Annotated in this window: 18 protein-coding genes and 2 pseudogenes; 10 read left to right on the top strand and 10 right to left on the bottom strand. The window is 72.3% G+C overall.

Annotated elements, in window-relative coordinates; translation table 11 throughout:
• The 5 genes from ASG51_RS21950 (at nucleotide 1) to denD (ending at nucleotide 5451) form a co-directional block, all read left to right on the top strand.
• Complete coding sequence (locus ASG51_RS21950; RefSeq protein WP_056383037.1) at nucleotides 1-1317, top strand: MFS transporter; 1317 nt, start codon at nucleotides 1-3, stop codon at nucleotides 1315-1317.
• A 144-nt stretch (nucleotides 1318-1461) separates the two neighbouring features.
• On the top strand, nucleotides 1462-2379 hold the full coding sequence (gene ltnD, locus ASG51_RS21945) for an L-threonate dehydrogenase (RefSeq protein WP_056271147.1): 918 nt from the start codon (nucleotides 1462-1464) through the stop codon (nucleotides 2377-2379).
• Between the two features lie 14 nt (nucleotides 2380-2393).
• Nucleotides 2394-3191 carry a 2-oxo-tetronate isomerase gene (gene otnI, locus ASG51_RS21940; protein WP_056271150.1) on the top strand — a complete coding sequence of 266 codons (798 nt, stop codon included), beginning with the start codon at nucleotides 2394-2396 and terminating at the stop codon, nucleotides 3189-3191.
• Nucleotides 3188-4474, top strand: coding sequence for a 3-oxo-tetronate kinase (gene otnK, locus ASG51_RS21935; RefSeq protein ID WP_056383035.1), 1287 nt, complete (start codon nucleotides 3188-3190; stop codon nucleotides 4472-4474). The genes otnI and otnK overlap by 4 nt, the downstream gene beginning before the upstream one ends.
• 17 nt (nucleotides 4475-4491) lie before the next feature.
• Nucleotides 4492-5451, top strand: a complete 960-nt coding sequence (denD, locus tag ASG51_RS21930) for a D-erythronate dehydrogenase (protein WP_056349499.1) — start codon at nucleotides 4492-4494, stop codon at nucleotides 5449-5451.
• 93 nt (nucleotides 5452-5544) lie between these two features.
• Here the strand turns inward: denD and ASG51_RS21925 are convergent, their stop codons facing one another.
• From ASG51_RS21925 to mdcA, 8 genes are read right to left on the bottom strand one after another with little or no spacing between them, the layout of a single operon-like run.
• The gene (locus tag ASG51_RS21925; RefSeq protein ID WP_056383255.1) at nucleotides 5545-6549 is read right to left on the bottom strand and encodes an aldo/keto reductase; all 1005 of its coding nucleotides are present in this window, start codon (nucleotides 6547-6549) and stop codon (nucleotides 5545-5547) included.
• A 27-nt stretch (nucleotides 6550-6576) separates the two neighbouring features.
• On the bottom strand, nucleotides 6577-7500 hold the full coding sequence (locus ASG51_RS21920; RefSeq protein ID WP_056216638.1) for an acyltransferase domain-containing protein: 924 nt from the start codon (nucleotides 7498-7500) through the stop codon (nucleotides 6577-6579).
• A gap of 13 nt (nucleotides 7501-7513) precedes the next feature.
• The gene (gene mdcB, locus ASG51_RS21915; RefSeq protein WP_244480242.1) at nucleotides 7514-8368 is read right to left on the bottom strand and encodes a triphosphoribosyl-dephospho-CoA synthase MdcB; all 855 of its coding nucleotides are present in this window, start codon (nucleotides 8366-8368) and stop codon (nucleotides 7514-7516) included.
• Nucleotides 8369-8395: 27 nt separating this feature from the next.
• Complete coding sequence (gene mdcG, locus ASG51_RS21910) at nucleotides 8396-9052, bottom strand: malonate decarboxylase holo-[acyl-carrier-protein] synthase (RefSeq protein ID WP_056383033.1); 657 nt, start codon at nucleotides 9050-9052, stop codon at nucleotides 8396-8398.
• On the bottom strand, nucleotides 9045-9785 hold the full coding sequence (mdcE, locus tag ASG51_RS21905) for a biotin-independent malonate decarboxylase subunit gamma (protein ID WP_056383031.1): 741 nt from the start codon (nucleotides 9783-9785) through the stop codon (nucleotides 9045-9047). The genes mdcG and mdcE overlap by 8 nt, the downstream gene beginning before the upstream one ends.
• A 1-nt stretch (nucleotide 9786) precedes the next feature.
• Nucleotides 9787-10719: a biotin-independent malonate decarboxylase subunit beta gene (locus tag ASG51_RS21900; RefSeq protein WP_056383030.1), complete on the bottom strand. Its 933-nt coding sequence runs from the start codon at nucleotides 10717-10719 to the stop codon at nucleotides 9787-9789.
• Nucleotides 10719-11030 carry a malonate decarboxylase acyl carrier protein gene (gene mdcC, locus ASG51_RS21895; RefSeq protein ID WP_056216648.1) on the bottom strand — a complete coding sequence of 104 codons (312 nt, stop codon included), beginning with the start codon at nucleotides 11028-11030 and terminating at the stop codon, nucleotides 10719-10721. Before mdcC ends, ASG51_RS21900 begins: the two co-directional genes overlap by 1 nt.
• Before the next feature lie 13 nt (nucleotides 11031-11043).
• A complete protein-coding gene (mdcA, locus tag ASG51_RS21890; protein ID WP_056216650.1) occupies nucleotides 11044-12690 on the bottom strand; it encodes a malonate decarboxylase subunit alpha in 1647 nt (548 codons plus the stop codon).
• Between the two features lie 229 nt (nucleotides 12691-12919).
• Here mdcA and ASG51_RS25430 point away from each other — a divergent pair.
• From ASG51_RS25430 to ASG51_RS21870, 5 genes and pseudogenes are all read left to right on the top strand, one after another.
• A pseudogene (locus tag ASG51_RS25430) lies at nucleotides 12920-13030 on the top strand (malonate transporter subunit MadL); the annotation flags it as partial.
• Between the two features lie 112 nt (nucleotides 13031-13142).
• Complete coding sequence (locus ASG51_RS25425) at nucleotides 13143-13244, top strand: hypothetical protein (protein ID WP_277996221.1); 102 nt, start codon at nucleotides 13143-13145, stop codon at nucleotides 13242-13244.
• Nucleotides 13232-13991, top strand: a pseudogene (madM, locus tag ASG51_RS21880) (malonate transporter subunit MadM). Before ASG51_RS25425 ends, madM begins: the two are co-directional and overlap by 13 nt.
• Nucleotides 13992-14041: 50 nt before the next feature.
• Nucleotides 14042-14728: a GntR family transcriptional regulator gene (locus tag ASG51_RS21875; RefSeq protein ID WP_056216652.1), complete on the top strand. Its 687-nt coding sequence runs from the start codon at nucleotides 14042-14044 to the stop codon at nucleotides 14726-14728.
• Nucleotides 14729-14926: 198 nt separating this feature from the next.
• Nucleotides 14927-15193 carry a hypothetical protein gene (locus tag ASG51_RS21870; RefSeq protein ID WP_056216654.1) on the top strand — a complete coding sequence of 89 codons (267 nt, stop codon included), beginning with the start codon at nucleotides 14927-14929 and terminating at the stop codon, nucleotides 15191-15193.
• Nucleotides 15194-15291: 98 nt separating this feature from the next.
• Here the strand turns inward: ASG51_RS21870 and ASG51_RS25420 are convergent, their stop codons facing one another.
• Together ASG51_RS25420 and ASG51_RS24530 are read right to left on the bottom strand one after the other, a co-directional pair.
• Nucleotides 15292-15426 carry a hypothetical protein gene (locus ASG51_RS25420; RefSeq protein WP_277996219.1) on the bottom strand — a complete coding sequence of 45 codons (135 nt, stop codon included), beginning with the start codon at nucleotides 15424-15426 and terminating at the stop codon, nucleotides 15292-15294.
• Between the two features lie 175 nt (nucleotides 15427-15601).
• Nucleotides 15602-15853 (bottom strand): hypothetical protein, encoded by a 252-nt coding sequence (locus tag ASG51_RS24530; RefSeq protein ID WP_162245260.1) that lies wholly within the window; start codon nucleotides 15851-15853, stop codon nucleotides 15602-15604.
• Nucleotides 15854-16314 lie beyond the last annotated feature (461 nt).

The raw sequence follows: 16314 nt of genomic DNA, 5'->3' as shown, positions 1-16314 counted from the left end.
ATGAGCGTTCAGGCCGCAACCGCGCGGGGCGTCGATGCGCCCGCGGCGGATTTCGTCGAACAGACCTATCGCAAAGTGTTCTGGCGGCTCGTGCCGTTCCTGATGCTCTGCTACGTGGTCGCCTATCTCGACCGCGTGAACGTCGGCTTCGCCAAGCTGCAGATGTCCCAGGAGCTGGGCTTCAGCGAAACCGTCTACGGCCTCGGCGCCGGCCTGTTCTTCATCGGCTACTTCCTGTTCGAGGTGCCCTCGAACGTGATCCTGCACCGGGTCGGCGCCCGGGTCTGGATCGCCCGCATCATGATCACCTGGGGTATCATCTCCGCCGGGTTCATGTTCGTGAACTCGGCCACCTCGTTCTACATCATGCGCTTTCTGCTCGGCCTGGCCGAGGCGGGCTTCTACCCGGGCGTGATCCTCTACACCACGACCTGGTTCCCGGCCCATCGCCGCGCCCGCGTGATCGCCGTGTTCATGTCGGCGATTCCCGTCTCGGGCATCTTCGGCAACCCGCTCTCCGGCTGGATCATGGACGCCTTCAACGGCACCTACGGCCTGTCGGGCTGGCAGTGGATGTTCCTGATCGAGGCGGTGCCGGCGGTGCTGGTGGGTCTCGCGGTGTTCTTCTACCTCGACAACCGCCCCTCCGAAGCCAAGTGGCTCACCGCCGCCGAGAAGCAGGTCATCGAGCGCGACATCGCCGCCGACGGCGCCGGCAAGGAGCAGAGCCCCCACTCCATCGCCACCGTGTTCTGCAACGGGCGGATCTGGTTCATGAGCCTGATCTACTTCGCCTTCGTCACCGGCCAGTACGGACTGACCTTCTGGATGCCCACCATCGTCAAGGCGTCCGGCATCCAGGGCAACCTGAACATCGGCCTCGTCAGCGCGATCCCGTTCCTGTTCGCGGTCTTCGTGATGATCCTGCTCGGCCGCAGCGCCGACCGGATGCGCGAGCGCCGCTGGCACCTCATCGTCCCGGCCCTCTGCGGCGCGGTGGGCTTCGTGGTCGCCGCCAGCACGGGGAGCACCGTCGTGGCCATCGCGGCGCTCGCCGTGGCCGCCGGCGGCGTGCTCACCTGCGCACCCCTGTTCTGGTCCCTGCCCACCGCCTTCCTCAGCGGCGCGGGGGCGGCCGCCGGAATCGCGCTGATCAACTCGGTGGGCAACCTCGCGGGCTTTGCCAGCCCCTACGTCATCGGCGCCCTGCGCGATTCCACGGGCAGCACCGCCGCCGGCATGTACGCGCTGGCCGGCATGCTGGTGATCGGCGCGGTCTGCGTGTTCGTCACCCCGAAGCAGGTGGTCAACCGCTGAGACGGCTGCGCCGACGGCCGGCGGCTCCGAAGCCCGCACCGTCATCCCGGGGCGCCGCAGGCGAGCCCGGGATGACGGGATGGGTCGCAGCACCGTCGTTTCGATTTGCCCGCTCCGATCCCTCCCTCCCATGAACAGGTCCCCATGAGCATCAACACCCAGACCCAGCGGGCCGCCGTGATCGGCCTCGGCTCCATGGGCGCCGGCATGGCCGGTTCGCTCCTCCGGGCCGGCTTCGCCGTCGCGGCCTGCGACGTGGACGCGGACGCCGTCGCGCGCTTCGCCGCGACCGGCGGGCAGGCGGCGGCGAACCCCGCGGCGGCGGCGGAGGGCGCCGATGTCGTGGTCTGCGTCGTGGTCAACGCCGCCCAGACCGAGGCCGTGCTGTTCGGGCCCGGCGGCGCTGCAGAGAACATGCGGGCGGGCGCGGTGTTCGTCTCCTCGGCCACCATGGACCCGGCCGTCGCCCGGCGCCTCGCGGCCCGCCTGGAGGAGACCGGCCGCCACTACCTCGACGCGCCGATGAGCGGCGGCGCCGTCCGCGCGGCCGAGGGCGAACTCACCTTCCTGGCCTCCGGCACGCAGGCGGCCTTCGACGCGGCCCGCCCAGCCCTTCACGCCATGGCCGGCAAGCTCTACGAGCTCGGCGACGCGGCCGGGCAGGGTGCCGCCTTCAAGATGATCAACCAGTTGCTTGCCGGCGTGCACATCGCCGCCGCCAGCGAGGCCATGAGCTTTGCCGCCAAGCAGGGCTTGGATCTCCGCAAGGTCTACGAGGTCATCACGGCGTCGGCCGGCAATTCCTGGATGTTCGAGAACCGCATGCCGCACGTCCTCGACGGCGATTACAGCCCGAGAAGCGCGGTCGACATCTTCGTCAAGGATCTGGGCATCGTGCAGGACATGGCGCGGGCGGAGACATACCCCGTGCCGGTGGCCGCCGCCGCGCTACAGATGTTCCTGATGGCGTCCGGCTCCGGCATGGGCCGGGACGACGACGCCTCGGTGGCCCGCCTCTACGCCCAGGTGGCCGGCGTCACCCTGCCGTCGCCCAAGGCCTGAAGGGAGAAGAGCCGATGCCGCGTTTTGCCGCCAATCTCACGCTGATGTTCACGGAGCGGCCGTTCCTCGACCGCTTCGCCGCCGCCGCGGAGGCGGGCTTCACCGCCGTGGAGTTCCTCTTCCCCTACGATCATCCGCCCGAGGCCATCGCCGAGCGCCTGGCGCGGTTCGGGCTGACCCAGGCCCTGTTCAACCTGCCGCCGGGCGACTGGGCGGCGGGCGAGCGCGGCCTCGCCGCCCTGCCGGACCGGTTCGCCGAGCTGCAGGCGGGCGTCGAGACCGGCCTGACCTACGCCAAGGCCACGGGCGTCGCCCGGCTCCACCTCATGGCCGGCATGGCGGATGCGCGCGATCCGGCGGCGCAGGACGCCTATCGCCGGGCCGTGGCCTGGACCGCCGAGCGCGTCGGCCGCGAAGGCCTCGACCTCGTGCTGGAGCCGATCAACGCCCGCAACATGCCGGGCTACTTCCTCAACGACTTCGACATGGCCGCCGACCTCATCCGCGACCTGGCCCTGCCGAACCTGAAGCTGCAGTTCGACCTCTACCACTGCCAGATCCTGCACGGGGACGTGACCACCCGCCTGCGCGACCTGATGCCGATGGTCGGGCACGTCCAGACCGCCAGCGTCCCCGCCCGGAACGAGCCCGGCACCGGCGAGATGAACGACGCCTTCCTCTTCGCCGAACTGGACTACCTCGGCTACGCGGGCTTCGTCGGCTGCGAGTACAACCCGGCCGGCGGCACCGGGGAGGGCCTGGGCTGGTTCGAGCCCTACCGCGCCTCGCAGGTCCGGGAGGGCACCCGATGAGCCTCGCCCTCGGATCGGTGGCCGACGACTATACCGGCGCCTCGGACCTCGCCAACACGCTCAGCAAGGGGGGCCTGCGCACGGTGCAGACCATCGGCATCCCCGCCGACGACCTCGATCTGGCCGGTGTCGAGGCCGTGGTGGTGGCCCTGAAGAGCCGCTCCATCCCGGCCGCGGAAGCCGTGGTGCGCACCCGCGCGGCCGAGGCCTGGCTGCGCGGACGGGGCGCCGCCCACGTCCTGTTCAAGATCTGCTCGACCTTCGATTCCACCGACGCGGGCAATATCGGACCCGTCCTGGACGCCCTGCGGGGCGAGGCGGGCGAGGCCATCGCCCTCGTCACCCCCGCCTTCCCGGAAACGGGGCGCACCGTCTACCAGGGCAACCTGTTCGTCGGCGCGATGCCGCTGAACGAGAGCCCGCTCAAGGACCATCCCCTCAACCCGATGCGGGACGCCAACCTCGTGCGGGTGCTGGGCCGCCAGAGCGCGTCGCCCGTGGGTCTGGTGGATTTCGCCACCGTGGCGAAGGGGCCGGACGCCGTCGCCGCGCGCCTCGACGCGCTCGCTGCCGAGGGGATCGGCGCGGCCATCGCGGATGCGGTGGTGGAGGCCGACCTCGAGACCCTGGGCACGGCGGCGCTCGGCCAGCGGGTGTCGGTGGGCGCCTCGGGCCTCGGCCTCGGCCTCGCCCGGGCCCTGGTCGCGACCGGGCGTGCCGCCGCGCCGGACAGCGCGGCGGATCTCGGCGCGCCCGTGGGGGGGCTCTCCGCCTGCCTCGCCGGCAGTTGCTCACAGGCGACCCTCGGCCAGATCACGGCGGCCGAGGCCCTGATGCCGGTGCGCCGCCTCGACCCCGAGCGGATGCTCGTCGGCGAGGCCGAGACCGAGGCCGAGATCGCGGCCGTCCTGGCCTGGGCCGGCGAGCACGTCGGCGCCGGCCCCGTCCTCATCGCCAGCAGCGCCGAGCCCGAGACCGTGCGGGCCCTCCAGGCGCGCCACGGCGGCGACCGGGTCGGCCACGCCCTCGAGGACGCGCTGGCCCGCATCGCGGAAGGCCTGGTGGCGCACGGCGTGCGCCGCCTCGTAGTGGCGGGCGGCGAGACGTCGGGGGCGGTCGTGGACCGGCTCGGGCTGAAGGCCTTCCGCCTCGGGCCCGAGATCGCCGCCGGGGTGCCGGTGCTGCGCACGATGGGGCAGGGTGAGCCCATGCTGCTCGCCCTCAAATCCGGCAATTTCGGCGGCCGCGACTTCTTCTCCCGCGCCCTCGACCTGATGCGCTGAGCCTGAAAGGACGACCCATGCACGCACTGATCCTCGGCGCCGCCGGCATGATCGGCCGGCGCCTGACCGACGCCCTCGCCACGCAGGGCGATGCCCGCGCCCTCACCCTGGTCGACGTGGTGGAGCCGACCGCCCCGGCGGGCTTCACCGGCTCCGTCGTCACGGCTGCCGCCGACCTCTCCGTGCCCGGCGCGGCGGAGGCCGCCATCGCGGGCCGACCGGACGTGATCTTCCACCTCGCGGCGATCGTCTCGGGCGAGGCGGAGGCCGATCTGGAGAAGGGCTACCGGGTCAATCTCGACGCCACCCGGCTGCTCCTCGAGGCCATCCGGCAGGCCCACGTCGCCGAGGGCTATCGTCCCCGCGTGGTCTTCACCTCGTCGCTGGCCGTGTTCGGGCCGCCGCTCCCGGGCGTGATCCCGGACGACATGATCCTGACGCCGGCCACCTCCTACGGCACTCAGAAGGCGATGGGCGAACTGCTGCTCGCTGACTACAGCCGGCGCGGCTTCCTGGACGGCATCGGCCTGCGCCTGCCCACCATCTGCGTGCGGCCGGGCAAGCCGAACAAGGCGGCGTCCGGGTTCTTCTCCGGGATCATCCGCGAGCCGCTGGCCGGCAGGCAAGCGATCCTGCCGGTGCCCGATACCGTGCGCCACTGGTTCGCCAGCCCGCTTTCGGCCACGCAATACCTCCTGCATGCCGCCCGCATCGACCTCGCGCCCCTCGGCCTGCGCCGCAGCCTGACCATGCCGGGAATCTCGGCGACGGTGGCCGACGAGATCGAGGCCCTGCGCCGCGTGGGCGGGGACAGAGCGGTGGCGCTGATCCGGCGCGAACCGAATCCGGCCATCCAGGCCATCGTGGAGACCTGGCCGGAGGCCTTCGACACGCGCCGCGCCCTGGACCTGGGCTTCGAGGGCGATGCCAGCTTCGATGCCCTGGTGGCGCTGCATCTGGCCGAGACGCAGGGCTGAGCGAACGACGCCCTTTCGGCGACGACGCGTGTCCCGATCCCTTGCGGGGGAGGGACACGCGAGCGGCCTCGGGGGGATCCCTGCGGAACGCCCTCAGCCCCGCACGCGGCCCTCGATCGGGTAGGCCGGGTCGTTGTAGCCCGGCGTCGAGGAGTGGCCGGTGACGACGTGGGCGTCGACGAGGGCCTCGTCCTCGTCCGTGAAGGTGTAGCCCAGCGCGCCCAGATACGCGTCCCACTGCGCCTCCGTGCGCGGCCCGGCGATGACCGAGGTGACGGTGCGGTTGGCCAGCACCCAGTTCACTGCGAACTGCCCCGCCGTCAGGCCCCGCGCGGCCGCATGGGCCTGGAAAATCCGGGCGATCACCAGGGATTCCGGGCGCCACTCCGTCTGCATCATGCGGGTGTCCTGGCGCCCCGCGCGGGTGCCCTCGGGGGGCGGGGCATCGGGATCGTATTTGGCGGTGAGCACGCCGCGGGCCAGCGGCGAGTACGGCACCACGCCGAGGCCGTAATGGGCGCAGGCCGGCAGGTGCTCGGTCTCGGGCATCCGGTTCAGGGCGTTGTAGTAAGGCTGGCTGACCACGGGCCGGTCGATACCGAGGTCGTCGCACAGGCGGCAGATCTCGGCGACCCGCCAGGCCCGGTAGTTGGAGACGCCGAAGTAACGGATCTTGCCCTGGCGCACGAGGAGCGCGATGGCGCCGATGGTCTCGGAGAGCGGCGTCGTGTGGTCCTCCTTGTGGAGGTAGTAGATGTCGATCACGTCGGTGCCGAGCCGCTTCAGGCTGGCCTCGGCGGCGCGCAGCACGTGGGGGCGCGACAGGCCCCGGTCGTTGGGGCCCGGTCCCATCGGGTTGGCGACCTTGGTGGCGAGCACCCAGGCCTCGCGGTCCCGGCGAAGCGCCCGGCCCACCACCTCCTCGGAGCGGCCCTCGTTGTAGACGTCGGCGGTGTCGAGGAAGTTGATGCCGGCGCCCCGGGCGCTGTCGATGATGCGGCCGGCGGTGGCCTCGTCGGTGGGGCCGCCGAACATCATGGTGCCGAGGCAGAGCGGCGAGACCTTGAGGCCCGAGCGGCCGAGATTGCGGTACTGCATCGTGGCATTCCACTCCATCAGGGGCGCTCAGGCCCCGTCGCGTATCCATTGCACCACGCCGGCGGGCTGGCGAAAGTCCTCCAGCGCATGAACCCGCGCCTCGGGCAGGGCCGCGCGGGCCATGGTGGCGAGGGCGTGGCCGGGGCCGAGTTCGAGCACCCGGGTCGCGCCGAACTCACCGACGCCCTCCAGGCAGGCGGCCCAGTCCAGGGTCTGCGCCACCTGCGCGGCAAGCTTGGGCAGGCCCGCCTCCGGCCGGAACACCGCCGCTCCGTCGAGGCCGCTGAGGAGGCGCGGGGCCGGACGCGGCGGGGTCGCCAGGGGAGCCTGCGCCAGCCGCTCGGCGAAGCGCGCCGAGGCCTCGGCCAGGAGCGGCGTGTGCGAGGGAATGTGGACGGGCAGGCGAACGGCCCGGGCCGCGCCCGCCGCAAGGGCCTGGGCGCAGAGGGCGTCCAGCGCCGCGACGGGGCCGCCCACCACCACGCTGTCGGCGGCGTTGCGGATCGCCGGATGGCACCCCTGCGCCTCGGCCAGGGCGAAGGCCCGCGCGGCAGGCAGGCCGCGCAGGCCGGCGAGGCCGTAGCCGGGACCGGCCGCCGCATCCATCGCCTCGGCGCGGGCGGCGGCGAGGTGCAGCACCGTCTCGGGCGCGAACAGGCCGGCGCAGCCGAAGGCCGCGAGATCGCCGATGCTGTAGCCCACCACCACGACGCGGGCGGCCTGAGCCCTCCGCACCAGGGTCCAGGCGGCGAGGCCAGCCACGCAGCACAGGATCTGCCCGATCCGGTTGGCGTGCAGGTCCTTCCCTGAGCGCACGAGGTCGCGCGGATCCTGACCGAGCAGGGGGGCCGCGGCCGCGAAGACGCCCTGCGCCTCGGGCAGGGCGGCCGTGAGGTCGAACATCCCGGGATGCTGGCCGCCCTGGCCGGAGAGGAGGACCGCGAGGGTCATGGGCGATCGACGCTCATGGTCGCTCCCAGGCGTCGACGAACAGCGTCATGGCCAGCAGGTCGGCCGCTCCGCCGGGGCTGAGGCGGCGGGCGACGAAGGCGCGGTGCAGGTCTTCCGCGTGTGAGACCCAGTCGTCCCGGGCAATGCCGCCCTCGGCGAGGAAGCGGGCGGCTTCCGCCCGGGCGAAATCGAACCCCTCCGGGCCGCCACGATGCAGGAGGTTGGTGTCCTCGAGGGCCGCGACCAGGGCGAGGCAGGCCTCCACCCGCGCCGCCTCGGGCGACTTGGGACGGCGGGCACGGGCCCGGCGCAGGGCCGGCAGGCCGGTGCCGTAGAGGGTCGGGAAGCCGGCCGCGGCCTCGGCCGGCGCGCCCCCGACCCCGTGCCGCCGCCGCGCCCGCGCACCCGGCGCGTGCAGCAGTTCGGGGCCGTCCAGAATGGCACCGGCGTAGCGTGCGCGGACATGGGCGCCGAGGCTCCCGGCCGCCGGACGCCGCCCCAGGGCGCCGGCCGCCGCGCCGAGGAGGCCCAGGCCGAAGATGGCGCCCCGGTGGGTGTTCACGCCCCCCGTGGCCGCCCGCATCGCCGCCTCCGCCGCGAGGCCGATCCGGCGCAGATGCGCCATCCCGGCCCCGGCCGCGCCGGCCTCGGCCAGATCCGCGAAATAGGGCTCCAGGGCGGAGGCACTCGCCCGGAAGGTGCCCGCATCCATGTCGGCATGGCTGCCGCTGTCCACGTGGCTGACGAGGCCGGGCTTGGGATAGGTGGCGAGCTCCAGGCGCAGGCAGTGCGTGGCGAGGCGGGCGATTGCGTCCGGGCCGCCGACAGTCGCAGCGGGGACCCGGGTCTCCGACGGAGCCGCGGGCATCGGCGAGAGGGCACGCATCGGCATGGCTCAGGCCGCCAGCGTCAGGGCGGCGCGAAGGGCCGAAACGGGCCGGAGCTCCAGCCGCTCCAGGCCCTTGGCCAGGACGGTGTCGCCGGGGCCGGCCGCCTGCAGCTCGCGCCAGCTTACGGCGAAGCCGTCGGCGACGCCGATCTCGCCGTCGAGGCGCATCGGCGCCTGTGCCGCGAGATCGGCGAGGCCGTCGAGGAAGGCCGGGCCGACGGGACCGGGCCAGAGCAGGTCGAGGTCGGAGGTGGCGGAAAGGTAGGGCAGACCCGTCAGGGCCTGCCAGAGCAGACCACCGAACACCCGGGGCACGCGACCATGGGCGGCCCCGTGCGCCAGGAGCGCGTCGAGGGCGGGCTGCCAGGCGGCGGGCGCGGCCGCCCGCGCCTCGGCCAGGGTCAGGCCGGGGCGCGGGCGCAAAGCCGCGGGCGGAAGCGTGAGGCCGATGCGGCGCTTGCCGAGGGAGGGCGGCAGCGGCAGCCCGGCCGGAACCAGGGTGACATCCTCGCCGGGCCCGCGGCGGCGCACGATCACGGGCCAGCCGCACGCGGCCCAATCGGCGAGATGGGGAATCCCGTCGAGGTCCGGCCGCTGCGCCAGCAGCGGGCCCCAGGCGGCGGGCGCCACCGTGAGCAGGTCGTGGCGCGCGGCATCACGCACCCGGCGCCTCGCGCAGCACCCGGTCCTGCGCCTCGCGCACCACCTGAGCGGCGATGTCGTGGGCGAGGGGGCGCCCGCCCCGTTCATGGCCCAGCGCGTCGCGGGTATCGGCCGCCGGGCTGTCCGCGATCAGCGCGGCGACCTGGAGGCCGAGGGGCTTGTCGGGGTCGAGGACCGCCTGCACGGCGCCGGTCTGGACCATGTTGTCGAGCCCCGGCGCGAAGACCGAGGTCGAGCGGGCCATGTCCTGCAGCGTCTTCAGGGGCAGCTTGGTGACGCGGGCCACGGAGGGGAGGTCCATCACGCTCGGATGGGCGCCGGGCAGGGCCGCGAGCACGCGGGTGGCGAGCGCCGTGGCGATGAAGGCCCCGGCCGCGCTGTGGCCGTAGAGCAGGCCGAGGGTCGGGTGCCCCTGCGCGTCGGCCAGCAGCAGCGCCTTGGCCAGATGGGCGAGGTACTCGTTGAGGCCGAGAAGCTCGTCGCGCCGGCTCATGCGCTGGCTGTCGGAATCGATCAGGACGAGGATGGGCGTGCCGCCGCCCGCCCGCACCACGTCGAGGACGCGCCCCGCCAGGAAGCAGGCGCCCTCGATGCCCAGCGCCGCCTCGCCGTCGATGCCGATCACGGCGAGGCGGCCGCCACCGAGGGGGCCATCGCCGGATATCAGGCCGTCCGCCACCGTGACGGCGTGGCCCGCCGGAAAGAGCGAGGCGAGCAGGGCGTCGAGGGGCATCTTATCGGGCATGGTGCGGCCCCTCCGGGAGGCGGGCGAGCAGGGCGTCGAAGCCCTCGGTGGTCAGGCCCGGCACGGCGGCGGGGTCGTTGACGCCGAGGCGCCCCCAGATCTCGGTGGCGTCCCGGGCGTCGCCGAAGCGGTCGAGGCGGGCCTCCAGCCGGGCCTGCTCGGCCTCGAGCGTGGCGAGGTCGAAGGCCGGGGCCGCCGGGATCGCCGCCAGGGCGGCCCGCCGAAACGCCCCGATCGTGTCGTCCACGAAGGCGTCGGCGGCGCCGATGAGACGCCGGTGCTTTCCGCCCATGGTGCGCCACACCAGCGCCCGGTCGCGGGAATCGAACTCCTCCGCGCCCTTGTTGGTCTCGATCACCTCGGGGCCGGAGACGCTGAGGCGTCCCCCTTCGGAGATGATCAGGCGCGCGCAGGTGCCGGCGACGAGGCCGCCGCCGCCGTAGCAGCCGGCCCGCCCCCCGATCAGCCCGATGACCGGGATGCCGGCGGCCCGCGCGACCGTGATCGCCCGCATGATCTCCGCGATGGCGGTCTCGCCTGCATTGGCCTCCTGCAGGCGCACGCCCCCGGTGTCGAACAGGATCAGCAGAGCGGCAGGCTTCACGGCCAGCGCCGCCCGCAGCAGACCGACGAGCTTGGCCCCGTGGATCTCGCCGAAGGCGCCGCCCATGAAGCGGCCCTCCTGGGCGGCGACCAGCACGTCCTGTCCGTCGAGGCGGCCGCGCCCGACGATCATGCCGTCGTCGAAGGCGCGCGGCAGGTCGAACAGCGGCAGGTGCGGGCTCATCCTCCGCTGCTCGGGGCCGACGAACTCCTGGAACGTGTCCGTGTCGAGGAGGCCGGCGAGGCGGGCGCGGGCGCTGGCCTCGTACCAGCTCTGGTCGAAGGGCGAGGAAGAGAGGGAGACGGGCTTCCAGTCCATCACGGCATCTCCATCAGGCGGGCGCCCTGGGCGAGGCGCAGGGACACGGTGTCGGGGCGGGCGCCCCCGTCGTTGATGGTGATGGTGAGCCCGCCGGGCTGCCGGCGGGCTACGAAATCCGCGACCACGGCGGCCCAGACCTCCCCGTACCCGGCGATGGCGGTATCGATCTCGACGTGGCACGCGTCGGGGGCGAGGTTGCGCTCCAGCAGCACCTCGAGGTTGCCGGAGGCGACGACCCCGGTGATCGCGCTGGCCCGCGTGCCGGGGAGCGCCGTCCGGGTGGCGTGGCGGAAGCTCAGCTTCTCCATGACGCGAAAATCCTCACCAGTTCCGGAACTTGGCCGGCGGCTCGTAGAGGCCGCCCGACCAGTGTACGAGGTCCTTGATCGAGCGCGCGGCGAGCAGCGAGCGGTCGGCGTCCAGGGGCTCGATGCCGAGATCCTCGGGGCGCCGGATGATCCCCCTGGCGCGCAGGCGCTCCACCTCCGCGTGGTCGCGGCCCCGGCCCACCTCGGTGTAGCCGGCCACCCCGCGGATCGCCTGCTCCCGCTCGTCCGGGGTCCGGCACAGCAGCAGGTTGGCGATGCCCTCCTCGGTGACGATGTGGGTGACGTCGTCGGCGTAGACCATCACGGGGGCGAGCTCGAGCTTGAGCTTGCGCGCGAGTTCCAGGGCGTCGAGCCGCTCCACGAAGGCCGGGACCAGCTTGTCGCCGAAGGTCTCGACGAGCTGCACCACGAGCTTGCGCCCGCGCCGGAGCGCCGGGTCGCCCGTGCCGCCGGCCTCGCGGCCCGCCTTCATCCAGGTGTCCGAGGGGTGGCGCCGGCCGTGCGGATCCGAGCCCATGTTCGGGGCGCCGCCGAAGCCCGCCACCCGGTTGGTGGTCACGGTGGAGGAATGGCCGGCCAAGTCGATCTGCAGGGTCGAGCCGATGAAGAGGTCGCAGGCATAGAGGCCGGCCGTCTGGCAGAAGGCGCGATTGGACCGGAGTGAGCCGTCGGAGCCGGTGAAGAACACGTCCGGCCGGGCGCGGATGTACTTGTCCATGCCCACTTCGGAGCCGAAGCAGTGGATTTGGCTGACCCAGCCGGATTCGATGGCCGGGATCAGGCTCGGATGCGGGTTGAGCGCCCAGTGGGTGGCGATCCGGCCCTTCAGGCCGAGGCGCTCGGCATAGGTGGGCAGCAGCAGCTCGATCGCCGCGGTGCCGAAGCCGATGCCGTGGTTGAGGCGGCGGATGCCGTATTCCGCGTAGATCCCCTTGATCGCCATCATGGCCATCAGGATCTGCGTCTCGGTCACGGCGCCGGGGTCGCGGGTGAAGAGCGGCTCGACGTAGAACGGCCTGTCGGCCTCCACCACGAAGTCCACCCGGTCGCCGGGGATGTCGACGCGGGGCACCCGGTCGACGATCGCGTTCACCTGGGCCACCACCACGCCGTTCTTGAAGGCGGTCGCCTCCACCACGGTGGGCGTGTCCTCGGTGTTGGGGCCCGTATAGAGGTTGCCGTCCCGGTCGGCCGAGACGCCCGCGATCAGGGCCACGTTCGGTGTCAGGTCGATGAAGTAGCGCGCGAAGAGTTCGAGGTAGGTGTGCACCGCCCCGAGCTCGATCTGGCCGCCATACAGCATCTTGGCGATGCGGGCGCCCTGGGGACCGGAATAGGAATAATCGAGCCGCTTGGCGATGCCCTGCTCGAAGATGTCGAGATGCTCGGGCAGGACGATGCCCGACTGCACCATGTGCAGGTCGTGGACCCGGGCCGGATCGCAGGCGGACAGGCCGCGGGCGAGGCAATCGGCCTGCTTCTGGTTGTCGCCCTCCAGGCAGACCCGGTCGCCCGGCCGGAGGATCGCCTCGAGGAGGTCGACGACCCGGGCCGCCGGCACGACCTTGCCGTCCGCATGCGGCCGCGCCCTTTCGAGACGCGCCTCGCGGGCGGTGCGTTCCTGACGCCAATCCGTCATCCTGTCCGCCCCCTCGTCCCAGCCTGCGTATACGGCATTCCGCGATCGACACCCTACGACATGCCGAACCCGATTCATTCCCTCGATCAGTATTCCAAATTGCGAAACTGTCAATCAACGGTATACTGAGAGCAATCAAAAACGAATCGCCGAATACGCAGGAGGAACGCTCCATGCCCCGTGCATTCCGATCGCCGTCCCCCGTCACGACGACGCGGAGCCACGCCCGATGACCATCCTCGGCGTCGCGCTCCTGGCGCTCTGCACCCCGATCGGCGTGTTCCTCGGCGACCGGCTGGGCATCGCCCTCGGGGTCAAGGCCAATGTCGGCGGGGTCGGCCTCGCCATGATTCTGCTCATCGCCGCCCGGTCCTGGCTCCTCGCCCGGGGCAAGCTCGGCGGCGGCATCACGCTTGGGGGTCGAGTTCTGGTCGACCCTGTACATCCCGATCGTGGTGGCGATGGCCGCGCAGCAGAACGCGATGGCGGCCGTGCGCGGCGGGGCCCATCGTGCTCATCGCCGCCACGGTCCCATGACCCCATGCTGGCCATGATCGAGCACGTCTTCGTCGAGCAGGGGCTGGTGGCCGCCTTCGCGACGGTCGGCGCCCTGATGCCGGCCTCGAACCTCGCCAGCCGTTGGCTCACCGCCGGCCGGGTCCACGGCTCGGCCATCGCCATCGTCCTCGGGCTGGTGCTCGCCTATGTGCGGGCCTCTATACCGGTGGCAGGAAGGGCGTCGCCGACCGGCCGGCCTTCGACGGCATCGGCCTGATGGGCGGGGCGATGCTGCGCGACTTCGCCATCGTGGCCACCGCCTTCGAGGTCGACGTGCCGGAGGCCCGCCGCGCCGGGCTCCTCGGCGTCCTGGCCTTAGGCCTCGGCCCCGTGATCCCCTTCATCCTCGGCGCCCTGACGGCGGTGGCCTTCGGCTACACCGACGCCGTCGGCATCACGACGATCGGCGCGGGGGCCGTGCCCCACATAGTCGGGCCGGTGACGGGGGCGGCGCTCGGCGCGGACTCGGCCGTGATGGCGCTCTCCATCGCCACCGGCGTCACCAAGGCCGTGATGGTCATGGTCGCCCCCCCGTCGCCCAGCTCATCGGTCTCGACAATCCGCGCTCGGCCATGGCCTTCGGCAGCCTGATGGGCACGGTGAGCGGCGTCGCCGGGAGCCTGGCCGCCACCGACCCGAAGCGCGTGCCCTACGGCGCGCTGACGGCGACCTTCCACACCGGAATCGGCTGCCTCGTCGGTCCGTTGCTGTTCTACCTCACGGTTCGGGCCATCGTGGGATGATGGATGGGGTCTCGCGCGTCCCGGGCAGGGAGCGAACCGGGGGAGAGCGGATGATGGACGCGGGCACGATGGACGAGCCGGTGGCGGAGCGCGGACTCCTGTCGGACCAGATCCGCAACGCGCTCACCGACGAGATCGCGGCCGGGCACCTCGCCGCCGGCACCGCCCTCGACGAGCAGGATCTCGCCGACCGCTTCGGCGCCTCGCGTACGCCCGTCCGCGAGGCGCTCCGCCAACTCGCCTTCAACGGGCTGGTGGAGCTGCGCCCGCGCCGGGGGGTCGTGGTCACGCGCATGACGCCCGAGCGGATCATGGACATGTTCGAGACCACCGCCGAGTTCGAGGCGATGTGCGTGCGGCTCGCCACCTACCGGATGACGCCCCTGGAGCGGTCCCACCTGATGGACCTGCATGCGCGCTCCGGCGACATGGTCGCGGCCGGCGACGTCGACGCCTACGATGGCTTGAACCGCAGCTTCCACGAAGCCCTCTACGGCGCCACGCATAACGGCTTCCTCAAGGAGCAGGCGCTGGCCCTGCGCACCCGCCTCTCGGGCTTCCGCCGGACGCAGCTGCGCTACGGGGACCGCATCCAGGGCTCCCGCGCGGAGCACGGGGCCATCCTGGCGGCGATCGCCGAGGGCGACGGCGAGGCGGCCGCCCGGCGGATGCGCGCCCACATGCTCAATGCGGCCAGCGCCTTGCGTCATTACATCGACGCCCACTCCGACGTGTGATGCAACACACACATAGGCGAGACCATATTATCCGAGAGAAATGCACCAAACGCATGCACTGGGTGTTGCAGCGCACGCCGTTCCAGAGGGGCGGGTCCTATATCACGCTCATACCAACAAGAACGGCCCCCGGACATCTTGGACATGATCCTCGCATGTTTGACGGAGACCGGACCTGTACTGCTGGATACGACGACTATGAACACCCGTCTTGCTTCCGCCGCCGTCGCCCTGGTCCTGACCCTCGGCGCCCCCGTCACCTCCGCCCTCGCGCAGAGCTACAACGCCCCGGCCGGTATTCCCGCCGCCGCCGCGCCCGGCAGCCGCGTCGTCGGCGCCTTCGATGACGTGACCACCGGCTCGCTCCGCCGCCGCGCCGACGACTCGGCCAAGGCCGGCAATGCCGAGCAGAACAACAAGCCGACGGCCAATTACGGCACCACCTCGGGCGGCCCGGCCTACTGAGGCCACGCCCGAGGGACGGCGCGCCGGTCCGAGGCCGAGAACTACCTGAGCCGATGACGGCGGGGCGCGAGCCCCGCCGTTTTCGTGCGTCGGGGGGGTCAGCGCCCGAGGGAATCGGTCAGTGTCATCCCGAACAGGATCGCGACCCAGAAGAACCCGACCCCGGCGAACAGGCGCACCAGGGGCGGCTCGTGGCGGACCGCCATCGTCACCCGGATGATGATCGCCGCCATGCACCGACCACCCCGAGCTCGACGAGCCAGACCTGTTCGAAGGGGCGCGTCGCCCCGAGCGCGACGTTCACGGCAAGCAGCGCCAGGAGCGCCAGGACGGTGCGCACCGACGTGAGCAGGCTGTGCCGGAGGAGGACGGGCCGAGGGTCCGGAAGGGCTTGCGCAGCGCCGCCTCCTACCGGTTGACCCGGTGGAGGGCCGCGAAGGCGACGATCCAGAACCTGAGATGCCCGGCCGCCGCCTGCACCGCCTCCGGATGGAGCAGGCGCAGGATCAGCGTCGTGCGGAACAGCCCGGCGAAGAGCAGCCGTTCCGTGAGCAGCCAGGCCCCCATGCCCAGCGTCGCGGCGCAGCGCTGCTGACCAAAGGTGGCGAAGGGCTCGGCGCGCGTCACGCCGACGGGTTCGGCGGCGGGGTTCGCGCTCACGTGTGGTGGCTCCCGGTCTCGGGGGCCTGGATCGGGCAGTCCTACGGGACCTTCGGCACCGGCGGAGCCTCGGAGAAGTTGTGCGGCGGAGGCGGGGAGGCGGCCTCCCATTCCAGCTCGTTGGCGTCCCAGGGTCTGAACGGCCGCGACCTGCGCCTGGCCTGATCGAGGCGGGAGAGGGGCGAGGCAGCACGCTGGCCGATCGGCCCACCCCGCTCTGTGACGGCTACGACGCCGTACGGGGCGTCTCCGCGCCCTTGATCGGGCGGATCCTGAGCCTCGCCGCCGCCGCAACGGTTCGGGAGATCAGTCTTGGGCGTCGTCCTGCCGCACCGATGCGGAAAGGGCGCGGCCGGCTTCGGAACGTCGAAAGCCCGCCCTGGATTTCACCGGGGCGGGCTTTTTGTTGAGTTTGGTTGCGGGGACAGGATTTGAACCTGTGACCTTCAGGTTATGAGCCT

The organism is Methylobacterium sp. Leaf465, from assembly GCF_001424705.1.
Taxonomy (GTDB): Bacteria; Pseudomonadota; Alphaproteobacteria; order Rhizobiales; family Beijerinckiaceae; genus Methylobacterium.
Note: the sequence above shows the minus strand (reverse complement) of the source record. Positions and strands in the feature narration are given on the sequence as shown.

Bases quoted from the DNA above. Each gene is read 5' to 3' on its own strand.
- ASG51_RS21950 (WP_056383037.1), top strand. From the start codon at position 1: ATGAGCGTTCAGGCCGCAACCGCGCGGGGCGTCGATGCGCCCGCGGCG.
- ltnD (WP_056271147.1), top strand. From the start codon at position 1,462: ATGAGCATCAACACCCAGACCCAGCGGGCCGCCGTGATCGGCCTCGGC.
- otnI (WP_056271150.1), top strand. From the start codon at position 2,394: ATGCCGCGTTTTGCCGCCAATCTCACGCTGATGTTCACGGAGCGGCCG.
- otnK (WP_056383035.1), top strand. From the start codon at position 3,188: ATGAGCCTCGCCCTCGGATCGGTGGCCGACGACTATACCGGCGCCTCG.
- denD (WP_056349499.1), top strand. From the start codon at position 4,492: ATGCACGCACTGATCCTCGGCGCCGCCGGCATGATCGGCCGGCGCCTG.
- ASG51_RS21925 (WP_056383255.1), bottom strand. From the start codon at position 6,549: ATGCAGTACCGCAATCTCGGCCGCTCGGGCCTCAAGGTCTCGCCGCTC.
- ASG51_RS21920 (WP_056216638.1), bottom strand. From the start codon at position 7,500: ATGACCCTCGCGGTCCTCCTCTCCGGCCAGGGCGGCCAGCATCCCGGG.
- mdcB (WP_244480242.1), bottom strand. From the start codon at position 8,368: ATGCCCGCGGCTCCGTCGGAGACCCGGGTCCCCGCTGCGACTGTCGGC.
- mdcE (WP_056383031.1), bottom strand. From the start codon at position 9,785: ATGCCCCTCGACGCCCTGCTCGCCTCGCTCTTTCCGGCGGGCCACGCC.
- ASG51_RS21900 (WP_056383030.1), bottom strand. From the start codon at position 10,719: ATGGACTGGAAGCCCGTCTCCCTCTCTTCCTCGCCCTTCGACCAGAGC.
- mdcC (WP_056216648.1), bottom strand. From the start codon at position 11,030: ATGGAGAAGCTGAGCTTCCGCCACGCCACCCGGACGGCGCTCCCCGGC.
- mdcA (WP_056216650.1), bottom strand. From the start codon at position 12,690: ATGACGGATTGGCGTCAGGAACGCACCGCCCGCGAGGCGCGTCTCGAA.
- ASG51_RS21875 (WP_056216652.1), top strand. From the start codon at position 14,042: ATGATGGACGCGGGCACGATGGACGAGCCGGTGGCGGAGCGCGGACTC.
- ASG51_RS21870 (WP_056216654.1), top strand. From the start codon at position 14,927: ATGAACACCCGTCTTGCTTCCGCCGCCGTCGCCCTGGTCCTGACCCTC.
- ASG51_RS25420 (WP_277996219.1), bottom strand. From the start codon at position 15,426: ATGGCGGCGATCATCATCCGGGTGACGATGGCGGTCCGCCACGAGCCG.